Annotated in this window: 15 protein-coding genes; 12 read left to right on the top strand and 3 right to left on the bottom strand. The window is 70.4% G+C overall.

Annotated features, from left to right (window positions below):
- Positions 1–13: 13 nt before the first annotated feature.
- The 5 genes from solA to LPW41_RS14470 are packed head-to-tail and all read left to right on the top strand — an operon-like array spanning position 14 to position 4,653.
- On the top strand, positions 14–1,150 hold the full coding sequence (gene solA / locus LPW41_RS14490; RefSeq protein WP_230705225.1) for an N-methyl-L-tryptophan oxidase: 1,137 nt from the start codon (positions 14–16) through the stop codon (positions 1,148–1,150).
- Positions 1,147–1,533, top strand: coding sequence for a cupin domain-containing protein (locus tag LPW41_RS14485; protein WP_230705224.1), 387 nt, complete (start codon positions 1,147–1,149; stop codon positions 1,531–1,533). Before solA ends, LPW41_RS14485 begins: the two co-directional genes overlap by 4 nt.
- Entirely contained in the window at positions 1,530–2,168 is a 639-nt protein-coding gene (locus tag LPW41_RS14480) for an FMN-binding negative transcriptional regulator (RefSeq protein ID WP_230705223.1), read from the top strand. The genes LPW41_RS14485 and LPW41_RS14480 overlap by 4 nt, the downstream gene beginning before the upstream one ends.
- Positions 2,165–3,193 (top strand): ornithine cyclodeaminase, encoded by a 1,029-nt coding sequence (locus tag LPW41_RS14475; protein ID WP_230705222.1) that lies wholly within the window; start codon positions 2,165–2,167, stop codon positions 3,191–3,193. Before LPW41_RS14480 ends, LPW41_RS14475 begins: the two co-directional genes overlap by 4 nt.
- On the top strand, positions 3,190–4,653 hold the full coding sequence (locus LPW41_RS14470; protein ID WP_230705221.1) for an amidohydrolase: 1,464 nt from the start codon (positions 3,190–3,192) through the stop codon (positions 4,651–4,653). The genes LPW41_RS14475 and LPW41_RS14470 overlap by 4 nt, the downstream gene beginning before the upstream one ends.
- Positions 4,654–4,735: 82 nt before the next feature.
- On the opposite strand, the gene LPW41_RS14465 is transcribed toward LPW41_RS14470, so the two are convergent.
- The 3 genes from LPW41_RS14465 to LPW41_RS17115 all read right to left on the bottom strand — a co-directional run bounded on the left by LPW41_RS14465 (position 4,736) and on the right by LPW41_RS17115 (position 7,884).
- Positions 4,736–5,662, bottom strand: a complete 927-nt coding sequence (locus LPW41_RS14465) for a PDR/VanB family oxidoreductase (protein WP_230705220.1) — start codon at positions 5,660–5,662, stop codon at positions 4,736–4,738.
- Between the two features lie 21 nt (positions 5,663–5,683).
- Complete coding sequence (locus LPW41_RS14460) at positions 5,684–6,310, bottom strand: MSMEG_1061 family FMN-dependent PPOX-type flavoprotein (RefSeq protein WP_230705219.1); 627 nt, start codon at positions 6,308–6,310, stop codon at positions 5,684–5,686.
- Positions 6,311–6,399: 89 nt separating this feature from the next.
- Complete coding sequence (locus LPW41_RS17115; protein WP_230705218.1) at positions 6,400–7,884, bottom strand: CdaR family transcriptional regulator; 1,485 nt, start codon at positions 7,882–7,884, stop codon at positions 6,400–6,402.
- A gap of 73 nt (positions 7,885–7,957) precedes the next feature.
- Between LPW41_RS17115 and LPW41_RS14450 the strand changes: the two genes are divergently transcribed.
- The 7 genes from LPW41_RS14450 to LPW41_RS14420 all read left to right on the top strand — a co-directional run bounded on the left by LPW41_RS14450 (position 7,958) and on the right by LPW41_RS14420 (position 17,092).
- Complete coding sequence (locus LPW41_RS14450) at positions 7,958–9,070, top strand: DUF917 domain-containing protein (protein ID WP_154097757.1); 1,113 nt, start codon at positions 7,958–7,960, stop codon at positions 9,068–9,070.
- A complete protein-coding gene (locus LPW41_RS14445) occupies positions 9,067–10,647 on the top strand; it encodes a hydantoinase/oxoprolinase family protein (protein WP_230705217.1) in 1,581 nt (526 codons plus the stop codon). The genes LPW41_RS14450 and LPW41_RS14445 overlap by 4 nt, the downstream gene beginning before the upstream one ends.
- 86 nt (positions 10,648–10,733) lie before the next feature.
- Positions 10,734–12,320, top strand: coding sequence for an ABC transporter substrate-binding protein (locus LPW41_RS14440; RefSeq protein ID WP_230705216.1), 1,587 nt, complete (start codon positions 10,734–10,736; stop codon positions 12,318–12,320).
- 4 nt (positions 12,321–12,324) lie between these two features.
- On the top strand, positions 12,325–13,368 hold the full coding sequence (locus LPW41_RS14435; RefSeq protein WP_222846098.1) for an ABC transporter permease: 1,044 nt from the start codon (positions 12,325–12,327) through the stop codon (positions 13,366–13,368).
- 3 nt (positions 13,369–13,371) lie between these two features.
- A complete protein-coding gene (locus LPW41_RS14430; RefSeq protein ID WP_230705215.1) occupies positions 13,372–15,141 on the top strand; it encodes a dipeptide/oligopeptide/nickel ABC transporter permease/ATP-binding protein in 1,770 nt (589 codons plus the stop codon).
- The gene (locus LPW41_RS14425) at positions 15,138–15,908 is read left to right on the top strand and encodes an ABC transporter ATP-binding protein (protein ID WP_154097753.1); all 771 of its coding nucleotides are present in this window, start codon (positions 15,138–15,140) and stop codon (positions 15,906–15,908) included. Before LPW41_RS14430 ends, LPW41_RS14425 begins: the two co-directional genes overlap by 4 nt.
- Positions 15,905–17,092: a M20 family metallopeptidase gene (locus LPW41_RS14420; RefSeq protein ID WP_230705214.1), complete on the top strand. Its 1,188-nt coding sequence runs from the start codon at positions 15,905–15,907 to the stop codon at positions 17,090–17,092. Before LPW41_RS14425 ends, LPW41_RS14420 begins: the two co-directional genes overlap by 4 nt.
- The last annotated feature ends 4 nt before the right edge of the window (positions 17,093–17,096 follow it).

Here is a 17,096-nt window from a genome sequence, read left to right as displayed (position 1 = left end):
GAAGGGACCCGTCATGGAGGAGTTCGACGTCGCCGTCGTCGGCCTCGGCGCGCTCGGCAGCGCCGCTGCGTACCACCTGGCCCGCCTCGGCGCGCGCGTCGTCGCCTTCGAGCAGTACGAGCTCGGTCACGTGCGCGGAGCCTCGCACGACACCTCGCGGATCGTCCGGACCTCCTACGGTGCCGCGGCGTACGTGCGGTTCGCGCAGGCGGCGTACCGGGAGTGGGCGGCGCTCGAGGTCGCGACCGGTGAGCGGCTGCTCACGGTGACCGGGGGAGTCGTGTTCATCCCCGACGACGGTCCGTACGACGCCGACGACTTCGCCCGGAGTCTCGCCGAGAGCGACGTGCCCTTCGAACTGCTCGACCCCGACGCGGTGCGGAGCCGATGGCCGCAGTTCGCGATCCCCGCGGGTGTCACGACCGTCTTCACACCCGATTCGGGCATCGCCCACGCGGCCCGCACCGTTGCGGCCCTCCATATCCACGCGCGGGTGCTCGGCGCCGACCTCCGTGACCGGACCCGCGTCGAGGGGCTGATGCCGGTGGACGGCGGGGGAGTCGTCGTCACCACCGACGCCGGTCAGGTGCGCGCGCGCCGCGTCGTCGTCGCGGCGGACGCCTGGACGAACACGCTGCTCGAGCCGCTCGGCATCCGGATCCCGCTCGAAGTGATGCAGGAGCAGGTGACGTATTTCGCCCCGGGTGAGCCGGGAGCGTTCGACCCTTCGCGCTTCCCGGTGTGGATCTGGGAAGACGAGCAGTGCTTCTACGGCTTCCCCACGTACGGCGAGCCGACCGTGAAGGCGGCCCGCGACGTCTCCGAGAACCTCATGACTCCTGCCGAGCGCACCTTCGTCCCTTCCGGCGAGCGCCTCGGCGAGCTCACCGCGTTCCTCGGGGCGGTGATTCCGGGGAGCGGACCGGCCCTGCGGACGGTGACGTGCCAGTACGCCCTGACGCCCGATCGGCGGTTCGTGCTCGGCCCCCTCGTCGAACACCCCGACGTCGTCGTCGCCCTCGGGGCCGGTCACGCCTTCAAGTTCACCCCCGCGTTCGGACTGGCTCTGGCAGAGCTCGCGACCGGTCGCCCGACCACCGACGACGTGTCGGCCTTCGCGGTCGACGCGACGGTCGTCCCGGCGATGTGAGCGACGTGCTGATCCAACGACGCGACGAAGCTCACCACGACTGGACCCTGTACGAGGGCGAGGGGCGCGTGGGCATCGAATGGTATTTCGCGGATGCCACCGCCCTCGGAACCCAGGTGATGCTGTACCGGCTCGACCCGGGGGCGTCGGAGGGGGAGCATCGGCACCTCGCCGGAGCCGAAGACAGCTGCTCGGCCGAGAGCAGCGACGAGCTCTACGTCGTCACGTCGGGAGAGATCGTCTTCACCGCTGACGGTGTGGACCGTGTCCTCACGGCGGGAGACGCGGCCTATGCGCGCGCCGGTGTCACCCACGGCGTCCGCAACGATTCGGCCGCCTCCGCCGAGCTCGTCCTCGTCTTCGGGCCGGCGGTGCGCCGATGAGGTACACCCCCGACTACGCCCTCGACGACGTCGACGCCGTGCGCGCTCTCGTGCGCGAGAACCCCTGGGCGACGCTGGTCAGCCATGTCCCGGGACGCGGGCTCGTGGCATCCCACTATCCCGTCCTCGTCGATGATGCGGAGCCTTTCGCGCTCGTCAGTCACGTCGGACGCCCCGACGAGGCGCTGCACGAGCTCGGCACGCGCGAGGTGATGGTCGTCGTGTCCGGTCCGAGCGGATACGTCTCACCGAGCTGGTACGACACCTCTCCCGCCGTGCCGACCTGGAACTTCGTCGTGGCGCACCTGTACGGGACGCCGGAGCTGCTGAGCGACGAAGAGAATCTCGCCGTGCTCGACCGGCTCGTCGCGCACTTCGAGGCACCGTTGCCGAATCCGTTCTTGATGCACCGGACGCTCGAGAACTCCGCGTACGCCGAGCGCATCGTGCACGGAACGGTTGGCTTCCGGCTGCCGGTGACACGGTTCGAGGCGAAGCAGAAGCTCAGTCAGGACAAGCCCGACGCGGTGGTCGACCGCGTGGTGGCGGCGCTGCGCGCCCCCGGACCCTACGAGAATTCGGCCCTGGCCGATCGGATGGACGCCATCCGCACCCGAGAGGAAGAAGCACGATGACCGGATTCGTTGGCGTGGATGCGATGGTGCGGTGGGTCTCCACGCACGGCGCCGAGCGGCTCATGTCCGAGATGGTCTCCTATCTGGAGGCCGACTACCGCCGATGGACCTCGTTCGACAAGGTCGAGCGCATGGCCAGCCACACGCCGTTCGGCGTGATCGAGCTGATGCCCGTCAGCGATCCCGACACGTATGCGTTCAAGTACGTCAACGGCCACCCCTTCAATCCCGGTCGCGGATACCAGACCGTCACCGCCTTCGGCGTGCTCGCCGACGTGCACAACGGCTACCCCGTGTTCCTGTCGGAGATGACGCTGCTGACGGCCCTTCGCACCGCGGCCACCTCGGCGATGGTCGCCCGACACCTGGCTCGACCCGATGCGCGAACGATGGCGATGATCGGGGCCGGCAGTCAAGCCGAGTTCCAGGCCCTCGCCTTCCGCGGTGTGCTGGGGGTGGATCGACTCCGCGTCTACGACGTGGACCCCGCGGCCACGGCCAAGCTGGTGCGCAACCTCGCCCCGATGGGCTTCGACATCGTGGTGTGCGACTCCGCGGCCGAGGCAGCACGCGGCGCGGACATCGTCACGACGTGCACCGCCGACAAAGCCTCCGCGACCGTGCTGCACGATGAGGACGTGGCATCCGGGATGCACATCAACGCGATCGGTGGAGACTGCCCCGGCAAGACCGAACTCGACCCCGCGATCCTGTCCCGCGGACCGGTGTTCGTCGAGTACACCCCGCAGACCCGGATCGAGGGCGAGATCCAGCGCGTCGCCGCGGACTTCCCCGTGACGGAGTTCTGGGAAGTCCTCGCCGGGTCGCGGGCGGGGCGCACGTCGGCCGAGCAGGTCACCGTGTTCGACTCGGTCGGCTTCGCGATCGAGGATTTCTCGGCCCTTCGCTTCTTGCGCGACAGCGTCGCCGGAACGGATCTCGCCCAACAGATCGACCTGGTGGCCGCCCCCGACGATCCGAAGGATCTGTTCGGCATGGTCGGCGCTCCGGTGCCCGCGCTGTGAACGCCCTCACCCTGCGCGGCGGACGCGCCTACGACGGGGCCGACCCGATCGACGTCGTGCTGAACAACGGGACGATCGCCGCCATCCGGCCGACCGGTGGTCCCGTCTCAGGCGAAGTGGTCGACCTCGATGGCCGCTTCGTCGGTCCGGGCCTGTGGGATGCGCACGTGCACTTCACGCAGTGGGTGATCTCGAGTCGGCGCATCGATCTCGCGGACACTCGCAGTCCTGAAGATGCGATCGCCGCCGTCCGTCGGGCCGTCGCGACCGACGCTCCGCGAACCGACGGGGTGCTCGTCGGCTACGGCTATCGCGATGGTCTGTGGTCGACCCCGCCCTCGCTCGCGGCGCTGGACGAAGCCTTCCCCGACGATGCGGTGGTGCTCGTCAGCGGCGACCTGCACGCCGGGTGGATGAACACACGAGGTGCCGAACGGTTCGGGCTGCGGCCGGACGCGACCGGAGTCGTGTCCGAAAGGGACTGGATCGGCTCGCTGCAGAGGTTCCAGGAAGCCGCCTCCATCCCCGTAGAGGCTTTCGCGCACGTGGCGGATGCGGCTGCCCGCCGCGGCGTCGTCGGCGTCGTCGATTACGAGAACGTGCCCAACTTCGCCGAGTGGCCCGCACGAGCAGCGGCAGGGGTGCGTTCGCTCCGCGTCGACGCGTCGGTCTGGCCGGATCGCCTCGAAGAGGCGATATCCCTCGGCCTGCGCACCGGCGACGTGCTCGATGGCGAGGGACTCGTGCGGATGGGCAGGCTCAAGGTCGTCGTCGACGGCTCGCTCAACACCCGCACCGCCTGGTGCTGGGACCCCTACCCCGGCTCCGGCCCTCACTCCGAGCACGGCTGCGGCGTGCAGAGCGTTCCCGTCGACGAGCTGCGCCGATTGCTGCTGCGTGCCCGGGAAGGCGGCATCCTGCCCGCCGTCCACGCGATCGGTGACCGGGCGAACACCGAGGTCATCGAAGTGTTCGAAGAGCTCGGGATGCCGGGGATCATCGAGCACGCGCAGCTCGTGCGCGACGAGGATTTCGCGCGCTTCGTTCGAGCCGGTCTCATCGCGAGCGTGCAGCCCGAGCACGCGATGGACGACCGCGACATCGCGGACGTGCATTGGGCGGGACGCACCGCGCGCGCGTTCGCATTCGGGTCGCTGCATCGGTCGGGCGCTGCCCTGCGTCTCGGATCCGACGCCCCCGTCGCACCTCTCGATCCGTGGCACGCAATCGCCTCGGGCACCACCCGCAGTCGTGGTGACCGCGACGCCTGGCACCCGGAACAGCGCCTCCCGCTCGACGTCGCCCTGGACGCGAGCACGCGCAGTCGCCTCGCGGTGGGCCAGCCCGCCGACCTCGTCGTCGTCGAACGCGACCCGTTCGCGAGCGAACGCGACGAGTTGCGCGAGATGCCGGTGGCGGCGACGCTGCTCGGCGGGCGTTTCACGCACCGGGCCGTGTGAGACGGGGGCGCCCTGGCGGCGCCGCGCGCGCAAATTCCGTGCGCGGAGGGGAGCGCTCACGCCCCGGCGTCGCGTGCCGTGCTCAGACGTCGAGGACCAGCGCCTCGCCGGACCGTGCGCGCGAGACGCACGGGTAGATCAGACGCGCGTCGTCGTCGGTCGTGAGCGAGTCGCGGTGCTCCACGGCTCCCGCGAGCACGGGCACGGCGCACGAACCGCACACCCCGCGCAGGCACGAGCCGCTGACCGCCACCCCGGCCCCCTGCAGGGACTCGAGCAACGATCTCGTCGGCGGCACGTCCACGGTGACTCCGGACCGAGCCGCTGTCGCAGTGAACGCCTCGTTCGGGCTGAATTCCCGCGCGCGCGGGACGAAGCGTTCGAGGTGGATGCCCGAACCCTCCGGCAGCGTCGGAGCGAGGGCATGAAGCGCGTCGGTGAAGGCGGCGGGGCCGCACGCGTAGACGTCGGTGCCCGGTGCGATGGTGCCGAGCAGGGTCGAGAGGTCGAGACGACCCTCCTCTGCGCTGACATGCACCGTCGCGCGTTCGCCCAGCGCGCCGATCTCATCGGCGAACGCGACCCCGTCGCGCGTGCGGGCGGCGACGATCATGCGCCACTCGGCATCCACGGATGCCAGGTGCCGCGCCATCGCAAGGATCGGGGTGACACCGATCCCGGCGGCCAGCAGCAGATAGGCCCGAGCCTCACCGAGCTCGAAGAGGTTGCGGGGAGGGCGCACCCACACGGTCGCACCCTCGCGAAGGAACGCGTGGATGTAATGCGAGCCACCGCGAGAGAGTTCCTCCCGGCGGACCGCGACACGGTAAGACGCGACATCGGCCGGGTCGCCGCACAGCGAGTACTGACGCTCGTGGCGTGTGATGAGCTGCAGGTCGACGTGGGCCCCCGGCTGCCACGCAGGGAGGGGCGACCCGTCGGCGTTCTGCATCCGGATGCTGACGATGTCGGGCGTCTGACGCGTGATCTCCCGGACCACCAGGGGCATCAGGCCTTCACGGGTGCGCATTCAGTACAGCGCCCGGTAAGCGCCGGACATCGCGTCGTCGATGACGTCGCCGACGGCGGTGTCCCAGCCCGACGTGCTCGCCCAGATCTGTCCGGACGTCGGCACCTGGGTCGCGAGGTCCTGCATGTCTGCGTCCCAGAGACCGCCGCGCAGAAGTGCGCGCCCGCAATGCAGGTAGACCTGCTCGACGTGCACGACGATCGCGAGGTCGGGAACGCTGTGGTCCTGCTCCAGCGCGCGCAGCAGAGTGGGGTCGTCGGTCACGACGGCTCGGCCGTTGATGCGCAGTGTCTCGATCATGCCCGGCACGAAGCAGAGCAGAGCGGCGTGACCGTTGTCGGCGATGTTGCGCATCGAATCGGCGATCTTGTTGCCGAGGCGATCGGGGATCACGATGGTGCGGTCGTCGAGTGCTCGCACGAACCCGGGGTAGTCCCCGCGCGGCGAACTGTCGCAGCGGCCCTCCGCGTCCGCCGTCGCCAGGGTGGCGAAGGGGGAATGGGCGAGGAAGCGCAGGCAGTTCTCGTCGAGGCGGTCCGTGATCTTCTGCATCGAAGGGCCCTCGGGCTCGCCCAGAGTGGCGCGGATGTCCTCGAGCCCGAGCACGCGGAAGTCGCTGGAAAGCATGCCTTCGACGCTATCCGCCGCCCGCCGATGCCTCTTCGTCTTCCCGGCACAGCATCGGTGGTCGCGAGTGTGCCACGGGCACAGGGGACTCAGCGGGTGGAACCGATGAGGCGCACGCGGCAGGCGAGTTCGACGGCGAAGCGCGTGTCGGGGTCGTCGAGGTCGACGTCGAGAACCTCGCGCACGCGACGGATGCGGTAGCCGACCGCGTTCGGGTGCAGGTTGAGTTCCCGCCCGGCTTGGGTGAGCGAGTTGCGGTTGCCGAGGTACGACAGGAGGGTGCGAACGGCCGTGGCCGATCGCTCCGGGCCGAGAGCATCGAGGGGGTGCAAGAGGTCGTCGAGCAGGTTGCGGCTGACGGGCGAGGCGTAGAAGTCCAGCAGGAGGCGTCGAAGTCCCGTCACGTCTGTGAGCTCGACGGCGTCGAGCCGTCCGGCCGCGATCGCGGAGTCGGCGGCCACACGCGCCTCGGCGGCCGACTGGCGTAGTCCGGCCGCGCCCGTTTGAGGAGTGCCGAGACCGACCGTGTAGGTCCATCCATCGCCGATGAGCCGACGCGCCTGCGCCTGCACGCGCACGATCACGTCGCGCAGGCGGCGCTGATGATCGCCCGCGCCGTGGTCCTCGCTGCTGACGAGGATGACGTCGTCCTGCAGGAAGGCGATGTGCCAGAGCTCGGGACGATCGTCGATGAGCTGGAGGGTGAACAGTTCGAGGGCCGCCTCGACGAAGCGCGGGGCGCGCAGTCCCGGGTCCACGCGGTGCTGCGGGCGCATCCACGCCACCGCATGGGACAGCTGCAGCGGCAGGCCGAGTCGCGCCGCGGGGGCGACAAAGCCGTCGACGCGTCCGGCCTCGGCCAGGATCAGTTCGACGATGAGGTCGGCGCGCGATTGGTTCGGGGCGAATCGATCCTGCAAGTGTCGCTGCATCGCGCGCGACACGAGCGAGGCGACGACGGGGAGCGCGACGGTGGCCGCGGGATCGGAGGTCTCGGCGATGAGACGTCCGATCGGCACCTCACCGGCGAACACGGCGTCGGCGTCGGTCCACGACGTGCCGGGGTCGTCTTGCAGACTCACGCGCACACCGAGTGCGGTGCCGGCGGCCTCCAGAATGGCGGCCACGGCATCCGTCTCCCCCGCGGATGCTGCGGCGGTGGCCTTCTCGACGGCGAAGGCCGCGCGGGTCATCGACTCCGCAGCCCCGCCGCTGATGACGCGGTCGATCGTGACGGCGAGGTCGGGGGCGCGGGCCGCCGAGGAGACGAGCACGGGGACGCCCCCGCGGTCGGCCAGCACCGTCGCCGTCTCGGCCGCGGTGAAGCCCACCGGCATCACGAGTCCCGCGAGACCGCGGGCACTGGCCTGCCGCAGGGCCACGTCGACGAGGTACGAGGCGGGCGGCTCGTCTCCGGCGACCACCGCGAGCGTGCCGGCGGGCAGGGAGGGGAGCTCCGACAAGGCGGCGACGTCGACGCGTTCGATGGTCGCGCCTGCCGTCGGGCCGGCGACGTGCGAGATACCCAGGCGTTCTGCCTGAGCAAGGAGGTCGGCGGTGGTGAGCTGTGCCACGAGCACAATGTACGCCGATTCCCTGGTACCCGAGCACATTGTCGCTCCGGGAAGTGGTCCCTAGGGTCGACTCATGGCATCCCCGTCCCTCGTCCCGCCCGCCGCCCGGCGCGCCCCCGAGCACGTCACGGCCGACGACATCGCCGCCCTCGCAGCGGGGGCCGCGATCTTCGGCACCGGTGGCGGCGGTGCGGTGTACACCTCGCAGCTGACCACCGAGCGCGCGATCCGCGAGCACGGCCCCGTGCGCCTGCTCTCCGTCGACGACCTCGGTCCCGACGATGCGGTCATCATGATGAGCGGCATCGGCGCTCCGACCGTCGGCATCGAGATGCTCTCGTCGGTGCGGCAGATCGAGACGCTGCTGGACGAGGCCGAGCGCGTTGCGGGCCGAAAGATCACGGCGATCATGCCCGCGGAGATCGGCGGCAGTAACGGCGTCTCCCCGGCCGGGTGGGCCGCGCGCCTGGGCGTTGCACTCCTCGACGCAGACGGCATGGGCCGCGCCTTCCCCGAGGCGACGATGATCTCCACCAACGTCGCCGGTGTGCCGTGCGACTTCGCCGTGCTCAGCGACGTGGTGGGCAACGTCGTCACCCTTCGCACCGTCGACCTGTCGTGGCTCGAGCGTCACGCACGGGCCGTCACCGTGGCCGCGGGCGGAATCTGCCTCGGCGCGCACTACCTGCTCACGGCCGACTCGGCGGCGGGCGCGGTCATTCCGAACACCATCAGCACCGCGATCCGCGTCGGGCACGCCCTGCTCGAATCGACCGAGCCCGTACGCGCCGTCGCCGATGAACTCGAAGCCGACGTGCTGATCACCGGCAAGATCACCGACGTCTCCCGTCGAACGGAGGGCGGGTTCGTGCGCGGTTCCCTCACGATCGCCGGCATCGGCGACGACCGCGGGCGTCTCCAGCGCGTCGAACTGCGCAACGAGAACCTCGTGGTCCTCGAAGACGGTGAGGTGCTCGCGACAGTCCCCGACCTCATCACCGTCGTCGACCTCGAGACCGGTCATGCCATCTCCACGGAGATGCTGCGCTATGGCCAGCGCGTGTCGGTGCTCGCGTGGGCATGCGATCCGCTGTGGCGCACCGAGCGCGGTCTCGAGCTCGCAGGGCCCCGCGCCTTCGGATACGACCTCCCCTACGTCCCCTTCGAACGGAAGGACGCTCGATGAGCGCCGTTCGCGACCTGTCCATCGGCGTCGACGTCGGCGGCACCAACACCGACGCGGTGGTGGTGGATGCCGCGGGGTCCGTCATCGCGTGGACCAAGCAGCCCACGACCGCCGACGTCATCGGCGGGATCCGCGCCGGCATCGCCGCGGTGCTGGCGCAGATCGGAGGGGATCGCGATCGCGTCTCGCGCGTGATGCTGGGCACCACCCACGCCACGAACGCGATCGTCGCCCGCCGGGGTCTCGACAAGGTCGCTCTCGTGCGCCTCGGGGCACCGGCCGCGACCGAATGGCCCCCGCTCACCGGCTGGCCGACCGATCTCAGCGAGCAGGTGCTCGCCGGAGCGGCGATGCTCGGCGGCGGCCACATGGTCGACGGTACGCCCATCGCCCCGTTGGATCGCGACGGCATTCGTCGCTTCCTCGACCGCCTCGGCGGCACATTCGACAGCGTCGCGATCTGCGGCATCTTCAGCCCTTCCTCGCCCGAGCAGGAGCGTGAGGTCGAGCAGCTCGTGCACGACCACCTCGGCGAAGCGATGCCGGTGTTCCTCAGCCAAGACATCGGGCCCGACGGCCTCCTCGAGCGCGAGAACGCCACTGTCCTCAACGCGGCGCTGCGCGGTGTGGCGAGCGAGGTGACGCGCGCGCTCGTCGACGTCGTCGCCGAAGAAGGGCTCGACGTGTCGACCTTCTTCGCCCAGAACGACGGCACGCTCATGTCGCTGGACTACGCGGTGCGCTACCCCGTGCTGACGATCGGCTCCGGGCCGGCCAACTCCATCCGCGGGGCGGCATTCCTTTCCGGCGCGAAGAACGCGATCGTCGTCGATGTCGGCGGCACCACGAGCGATCTCGGCGTCCTCGTCGACGGCTTCCCCCGTGAATCGACCCTTCCTCGCGACATCGGCGGCGTCCGTACCAATTTCCGCATGCCTGACATCCTGAGCCTCGGCATCGGCGGTGGCACGGTCATCGACCGGCGCACGGGCGCCGTGGGGCCCCGGTCGGTCGGCTACCGCATCACCGAGGAAGCTCTGCTCTTCGGCGGTTCGACGGCGACCCTCACCGACGCCGCAGCCGCGGCGGGTCAGGGGATCCCGGGCCGCTCGTTGCCGCCGCTCTCGAGCGCCAAGCGCGACATGCTGTCCGCCGCGCTCGCCCACGCCCACGAGCGCATCGAGGAGGCGGTCGAGCGTCTGTCGCTCGGTCGCCTCGACCTGCCGCTGGTCGTGGTCGGCGGCGGCGCCCTCCTCGTTCCCGACGACCTGCCGGGTGCCGGCGACGTTCTGCGCCCCGACCGGGCTGACGTCGCGAACGCGGTTGGAGCGGCCATCTCCCTCGCCGGGGGCCGCGCCGAGCAGATCTCCGACGCCGACGACCGGGATGCTGCCATCGCGGCCGCCTCGGAAGCGGCGATCGCCAAGGCCATCCAGGCGGGGGCCGATCCCCTCGCGGTCGAGATCGTCGATGTCCTCGAGACATCGCTGTCCTACACCGCTCGTCCGACCTTGAAGGTGTCGGTGAAAGCCGCCGGCCCCCTGAGTCACCTCGCCGCGCCCATCCCCGCGCGCTGACCCGCCCGCACCACGCCCACTCGCACCACCTCTCGAGCACCACGTCTGGCACCACTGACGCTTCACCCGAATCAAGGAGCAAGGCAATGAAACGCAGCACCGTCGCCCCGGCCGCCGCCGGGGTCGTCCTCCTCGCACTGACACTGGCGTCGTGCGCCGCACCCTCCGAGAACGGCGGAGGTGGGGGCTCGGTCGTGTCGGGCGGCACCTTCGTCAAGGCGATCAGCGACGACCCGGGCGATCTCGACCCGATGAAGACGGTCTCGCCCGACACCTTCGACGTGGTCACCATCGCCTACGAGTCGCTCATCTACGTCACCCCTGACGGCGAGTACGAGCCCTGGCTCGCCGAGAGCTGGACCGATGAGGGCACCTCGGCCACCTTCACCCTGAAAGACGGCATCACCTGTGCCGACGGCTCGCCCTTCACGGGGCAGACCGTGGCCGACAACCTCAACTACAACGCCGATCCGGCCAATGCGACCTTCTCGTACGGCACCGTGATCACCGAGGCCGTCTCCGCCACGGCCGAGGGCAACGTCGTCACAGTGACGAGCACCGTCAACGATCCGTTCCTCTCGGTCAACCTCGGCTCGATCATGATGGTCTGCGACGCGGGCCTCGCCGATATCGCGTCGCTGTCCGACACCACCGACGGCACCGGTCTGTTCCAGCTGAGCGAAGCCCGCCCCGGAGACGCGTACGTCTTCACCAAGCGCGACGGGTACACGTGGGGCCCGTACGGGGTCACCGGCGAGACCGAGGGCCTGCCCGACACGATCGAGGCCCGCATCGTGTCCGACCAGAGCACCGTGACCAACCTGCTGCTCTCCGGTGAGCTGAACACCGGTGTGGTCACCGGCCCCGACCAGGACCGCCTCCAAGCTGCCGGTATCGAGTACACGGGAGTCCGCAATCCCGTCGGCCAGATCCTCTTCAACGAGCGCGAAGGACGGCCGTTCTCCGACCCGCTCGTGCGAGAGGCGCTGTCGACCGCGATCAACCGCGACGAGGTGGGGCCGGTCATCGCCGGTGCCACCGGTCTGCCGTCGTCAGGTCTCGTGATGAAGACGCCCCTGCTCTGCGTGCAGGACCCGCCGAGCTGGTCGCTGCCCGACACCGACCTCGATCGTGCGGCGGAGCTGCTCGATCAAGCCGGGTGGACGCTCGGCTCCGACGGCATCCGCGAGAAAGACGGCAAACCGCTGGACGTGAAGTTCATCTACGACGCCCCGACCGCCTCGCACGCGCCGGCTGCCGAACTCGTGAAGGAGACATGGGACAAGCTCGGCGTCGTGACCGAGCTCTCCGCGAATGACGCCGCCGCCTGGTCGGACCAGCTCTACACGAGCTTCGACTGGGACACGGGCTGGGTTCAGATCGCCCCGGGCAGCCCCGTCGTGCTCGACCTGTTCTTCGGCGGGGCGACCCCCGATCAGGGCGGACTGAACTTCATGTTCGTCGACAATCCCGAGTACAACGCGCTCGCCACCCAGGCCAAGACCGCCTCTCCCGACGCGGCATGCGGGCTGTGGCAGCAGGCCGAGCAGAAGCTCATCGAGCGGTTCGACACCTTCCCTGTCGTCGACAACATCCTGCCGAACTACATGAGCGGCGCGACGTTCGAGCAGCCGAACTTCCTCAACCCCACCTCGATCCGGATGCAGGGCTGATCCCGTGACTGCGACCCCTCCGCCCGCCGTCGCCGACATGGCAGGCGCTCCGACCGCCGCCCTCGCGGTGCGGGCGGAGGGGCGCGCCCGCGGCCCGCAGCTCTCGCCGCGCGCCGCGTTCCTCCTTCGACGGATCGGCCGTCTGCTCGTCTCCCTCGTCGTCGTCGTGGTGGCCTCGTTCTTCCTGGTGCACCTCGTGCCGGGCGACCCGGTTCGCGCAGCCCTCGGTATTCAGGCTTCGCCCGAGCTCGTCGCCGCGACCCGTACGGAGCTCGGCCTCGACAAGCCGATCCCCGTCCAGTTCCTCGACTACGTCACGAACCTGCTGCGCGGCGACTTCGGCGACTCGATCCGCACCGGGCGCCCCGTCGCCGAGACGATCGGTCAGCGTTTTCCTGCGACCGTGACCCTCGGTGTACTCAGCTTCCTCGTGGCGCTCCTCGCCGCGGTGCCGATCGGCATCGGCGCGGCGGTGGCCCTGCAGCGGCCGGGACGGAAGCTCGCCGACGCCCTGATCTCGGGCACTCTCGGAATGCTGATCGCCGTCCCCGGCTTCCTCCTTGCGGTAGGACTCATCGCCCTGTTCGCCGTGCAGCTGCGGTGGCTGCCGGCGGCGGGATGGGGCAGCCCTCAGGATGCCGTCCTCCCCATCCTCGCCTTGGCGCTCGGTCCGCTCGCGTACCTCGCCCGCATCGTGCAGGTCGAGATGTCGGGAGTGCTCGGCGCCACCTACATGACCACCGCCCGCGCGAAGCGCCTGCCCGGGCGGCTCGTCTACCTGCGGCACGCCCTTCCGAACATCATCACCGCTTCGCTCACCGTCAGCGGGTTGCTGCTGAGCGGCATGATCGCGGGCACCGTGTTGATCGAGACCATCTTCGCCATCCCCGGCATGGGCGGCGTGATGGTCCCGGCAGTGGGGGCAAAGGACTACCCCATCGTGCAGGGGCTGGTCATCGTCTATGCGCTCATCATCCTCGGCGTGAACCTCATCGTCGACCTCATCCTCGTGACCGTCGACCCGCGGTCCTCGATCACGGAGGGCTGACCCATGACCTGGCGCTCCCGTCTGCTGTCCCCCTCCGGTATCGCCGCGGCGGTGGGCGTGCTGCTTTTCCTTTTCGTCGCGATCGCGGGAGGCTCGATCTTCCTGGCCGCCGCCGAGACCTCGAATGTTCCCGCCCGTCTGCTGCCGCCCAGCCTCGAGCACCCGTTCGGCACCGACGACCTCGGCCGCGACATCTTCGCACGCGTGCTCGTCGCGGCACGCGTCTCTCTTCTACTCACCCTCGGGGCGACGGCCGTCTCCACGGTCGGCGGCATCGCCTACGGGCTGATCGCGGTGATCCTTCCTCGCCACGTTCGACGTCTCGCGACCGGGTTGCTCGACATCCTCCTGGCCTTCCCATGGCTGCTGATGGTTCTCTTCTTCACCGTGATCTGGGGTGCCAGCGCGACGAGCGCGATGTTCGCCATCGGAATCTCCGGCATCCCCTTCATGGCGCGCCTGGTCTACAACCTCGCCTCCTCCGTCTCGGGGCGCGACTACGTCCGCGCGGCGCGCGTCGTGGGGGTGGGGCCTTTCGGCATCCTCGTCCGGCACATCCTGCCCAACATCGCCAACCCCCTCTTCGTCAACGCCGCCGCTACCGCGAGCGTCACGCTGCTGTCATTCGCCGGTCTGTCGTTCCTCGGCCTCGGCGTGCAGGCGCCCGAGTACGACTGGGGTCGATTGCTGCAGGACGGCATCACGCGCATCTACGTCAATCCGCTCGCCGCGATCGGCCCCGGCATCGCCGTCGTGCTCGCCGGCCTCGTCTTCACCTTCGTGAGCGAGGCCCTCGCCGACACGCGTGGCGGCGGACGCGGCGCCGTGGCCCGCCGCGCTCTCGGCGCGGTGTCGCCGACCCGCCGCGCGAGAGGGGCGGTCGCGTCCCGCGCGGGGGCGGCGCCGGGCGAGCCGATCGCCGAGATCGCCGACCTGCGTGTGGCGTTCGCGACGGCCGACGGTGGCGAGGTCGAGCGAGTGCGTGGCGTGAGCGTGCGGATCCAGCCGGGCGAGGTGGTCGGCATCGTCGGCGAATCGGGCTCGGGCAAGTCGCTCACAGCCATGTCGCTCGCGGGTCTTCTCGGGCCGGATGCGCGCATCGACACGAGCACGCATCGCTTCGACGGCATCGACATGACCCGCCCGCTGACCGCCGCGGACCGCTCGACCCTGGGCGTCGAGCTCGGCATGGTCTTCCAAGACCCGCTCACCTCACTCAACCCCGCTTTGACCATCGGGCGCCAGCTCACCGAGGTCCCGGAGGTGCACCTGAAGATGTCGCGTGGTGCGGCCCGCGCCCATGCGACCGCGGCACTCGAGGCCGTCGGCATCGCCGACGCTGCACGGCGACTGGGACAGTACCCGCACCAGTTCAGCGGCGGCATGCGGCAACGCGCGATGATCGGCCAGGCCCTCACCGGCCGCCCCAAGCTCATCATCGCCGACGAGCCGACGACGGCCCTCGACGTGACCGTGCAACGCCAGGTGATGGGTGTCCTGCGTCGTGCGCAGCGCGACACGGGAGCGGCCATCGTGTTCATCTCCCACGACATCGCCCTCGTTTCGGCGTTCTGCGATCGCGTGCTGGTGATGAAGGACGGAATCGTCGTCGAAGAACTCGACGCAGAGCGCATCCGCGAGGACGCGACGCATCCGTACTCGCGTGCTCTGCTGGCCTGCCTGCCCGACATGACGTCGGACCGCACCCGGCCGCTCCCGGTGATCCCGCCCGAGGTCGCCGCTTCCGCTCTCGCCGAGGAGGTGGGGGTGTGAACGCCCTCGAAATCGATCGCCTGTCCGTCCGCTACGGCCGAGCGACGGTCGTCGATGACGTCTCGCTGGTCGTCCCCGCCGGGCGCACTCTCGGTCTCGTGGGGGAGTCGGGGTCGGGTAAGAGCACGATCGCCGCCGCCGTCGTCGGGCTGGTCACGCCCGCCTCGGGCGCGGTGCGGGTGGGCGGGGTCATGGCGTCCGGCCACGGAGCCGCCGCCCGCGCGGCCAGACGCCGTTTGCAGCTCGTCTTCCAGGATCCGTTCTCCGCACTGGATCCCCGCATGACCATCGGCGACTCGATCGCCGAGGCGCTGCGGGCCAGCGGCAAGACGTTCTCGCGCGATGCGCGCGTGGACCGGGTGCGCGAGCTGTTGAGCCTCGTGCATCTCGACCCCGATCGCGCGGGAGACACCCCGGCCGCGTTCTCGGGCGGGCAGCGGCAGCGCGTCACGATCGCGCGCGCCCTGGCAGGGGAGCCGAGCGTTCTCATCGCCGACGAGGTGACCAGTGCCCTCGACGTGTCGGTGCAGGGGGCGATCCTCAACCTGCTGCGTGAGCTGCAGGAGCGGTTCGGGCTGTCGATGCTGTTCATCTCGCACAATCTCGCGGTGGTCCGGTACATCAGCGACGAGATCGCGGTCATGCGTCACGGCCGCATCGTCGAGTCGGGCCCGACCGAGCAGCTGCTCGCCGCTCCCACCGAGGCGTACACCCTCGACCTGCTCGACGCGGTGCCGGTGCTGGGTGTGCGGATGACGACGGAATGACCGCCTTCGCCGCCGCCGCGGCGGGCCTGGTCCCCGAGCTCATCGCGGTCCGACGCGAACTGCACGCTCTCGCCGAGACGGGGCTCCAGCTTCCGCGGACCCAGGCCGTGCTCTTGCGCGAACTACAGGGGTACGGTCTCGAGGTCTCCACGGGAGACGGCTTGTCGTCCGTCACCGCGGTTCTCCGGGGCGGGCGGCCGGGGCCTGTCGTCCTCCTCCGGGCCGACATGGACGCTCTCCCGATCACCGAGGCGACGGGTCTCGACTTCGCCGCCACCGACGCTGCGATGCACGCCTGCGGGCACGACCTCCACATGGCGGGGCTGCTCGGCGCCGTCCGCCTGCTGGCCGCGCGCAGGGATGAGCTGGCCGGCACTGTCGTCTTCATGTTCCAGCCCGGCGAGGAGGGGTTCGCCGGGGCGCGTCTCATGCTGGAGGAAGGGCTCCTGGATGCCGCGGGTGCGGCGCCCGTGGCGGCATACGCCCTGCACGTGGACACCATGACCGACGCCGGGACCTTCGTCACCCGTCCAGGACCCATGATGGCGAGCGTGAGCGCCGCGACGGTGACCGTGCGGGGGACCGGCGGGCACGCGGCGATGCCGCACCAGGGCGTCGACCCCGTGCCGGTCGCGGCGGAGCTCGTGCTGGCGGTCCAGACGTTCGGCGCGCGGCGCCTGCCGGCTACCGACCCCGCCGTGCTCTCGGTGACGGGCATTCGCAGTGATTCTGCGGCGGGCAACGTCTTGAGCGAGACCGTGACGCTCGTGTTGAACGTGCGGACCTTCTCCGCGACGACGCGCGACCGCGTGCGCGACGAGCTCCCCGCGCTCCTCAGCGGGATCGCGGGTGCACACGAGTGCACTCTCGACGTGGACTGGGTCGACTCCTATCCCGTCACCGTCAACGACCCTCGCGAGACCGACCTCGTCCTCGCGACGCTGCGCGCCGCCCACGGCGATGAGCGGGTGAGCGTCCTGGCCGCCCCCTCCCCGGCGTCCGAGGACTTCGCCTACGTGCTCGAGCGGGTGCCCGGCGTGCTCGTCTTCCTCGGCGTCGCGCCCGCGGGTCGGCGGGCGCCCCTGCACTCCGATCGCGCGGTCTTCGACGACGGACAGCTCGGCCTGCACGCCGCGACCCTCGCCGATCTCGCCTGGAGCCGCCTGCACGGCCGGGGAGCGTGAGTCG

The sequence above is a fragment of the Microbacterium sp. JC 701 genome (assembly GCF_021026215.1).
GTDB lineage: Bacteria > Actinomycetota > Actinomycetes > Actinomycetales > Microbacteriaceae > Microbacterium > Microbacterium algihabitans.
This window is presented reverse-complemented; position numbering and strand designations above follow the sequence as displayed.

What these genes read in the sequence shown, in the direction of transcription:
- solA (WP_230705225.1), top strand. Translation starts at nt 14, where the DNA reads ATGGAGGAGTTCGACGTCGCCGTCGTCGGCCTCGGCGCGCTCGGCAGC.
- LPW41_RS14480 (WP_230705223.1), top strand. Translation starts at nt 1,530, where the DNA reads ATGAGGTACACCCCCGACTACGCCCTCGACGACGTCGACGCCGTGCGC.
- LPW41_RS14475 (WP_230705222.1), top strand. Translation starts at nt 2,165, where the DNA reads ATGACCGGATTCGTTGGCGTGGATGCGATGGTGCGGTGGGTCTCCACG.
- LPW41_RS14465 (WP_230705220.1), bottom strand. Translation starts at nt 5,662, where the DNA reads ATGCCCCTGGTGGTCCGGGAGATCACGCGTCAGACGCCCGACATCGTC.
- LPW41_RS14460 (WP_230705219.1), bottom strand. Translation starts at nt 6,310, where the DNA reads ATGCTTTCCAGCGACTTCCGCGTGCTCGGGCTCGAGGACATCCGCGCC.
- LPW41_RS14450 (WP_154097757.1), top strand. Translation starts at nt 7,958, where the DNA reads ATGGCATCCCCGTCCCTCGTCCCGCCCGCCGCCCGGCGCGCCCCCGAG.
- LPW41_RS14445 (WP_230705217.1), top strand. Translation starts at nt 9,067, where the DNA reads ATGAGCGCCGTTCGCGACCTGTCCATCGGCGTCGACGTCGGCGGCACC.
- LPW41_RS14440 (WP_230705216.1), top strand. Translation starts at nt 10,734, where the DNA reads ATGAAACGCAGCACCGTCGCCCCGGCCGCCGCCGGGGTCGTCCTCCTC.
- LPW41_RS14430 (WP_230705215.1), top strand. Translation starts at nt 13,372, where the DNA reads ATGACCTGGCGCTCCCGTCTGCTGTCCCCCTCCGGTATCGCCGCGGCG.
- LPW41_RS14420 (WP_230705214.1), top strand. Translation starts at nt 15,905, where the DNA reads ATGACCGCCTTCGCCGCCGCCGCGGCGGGCCTGGTCCCCGAGCTCATC.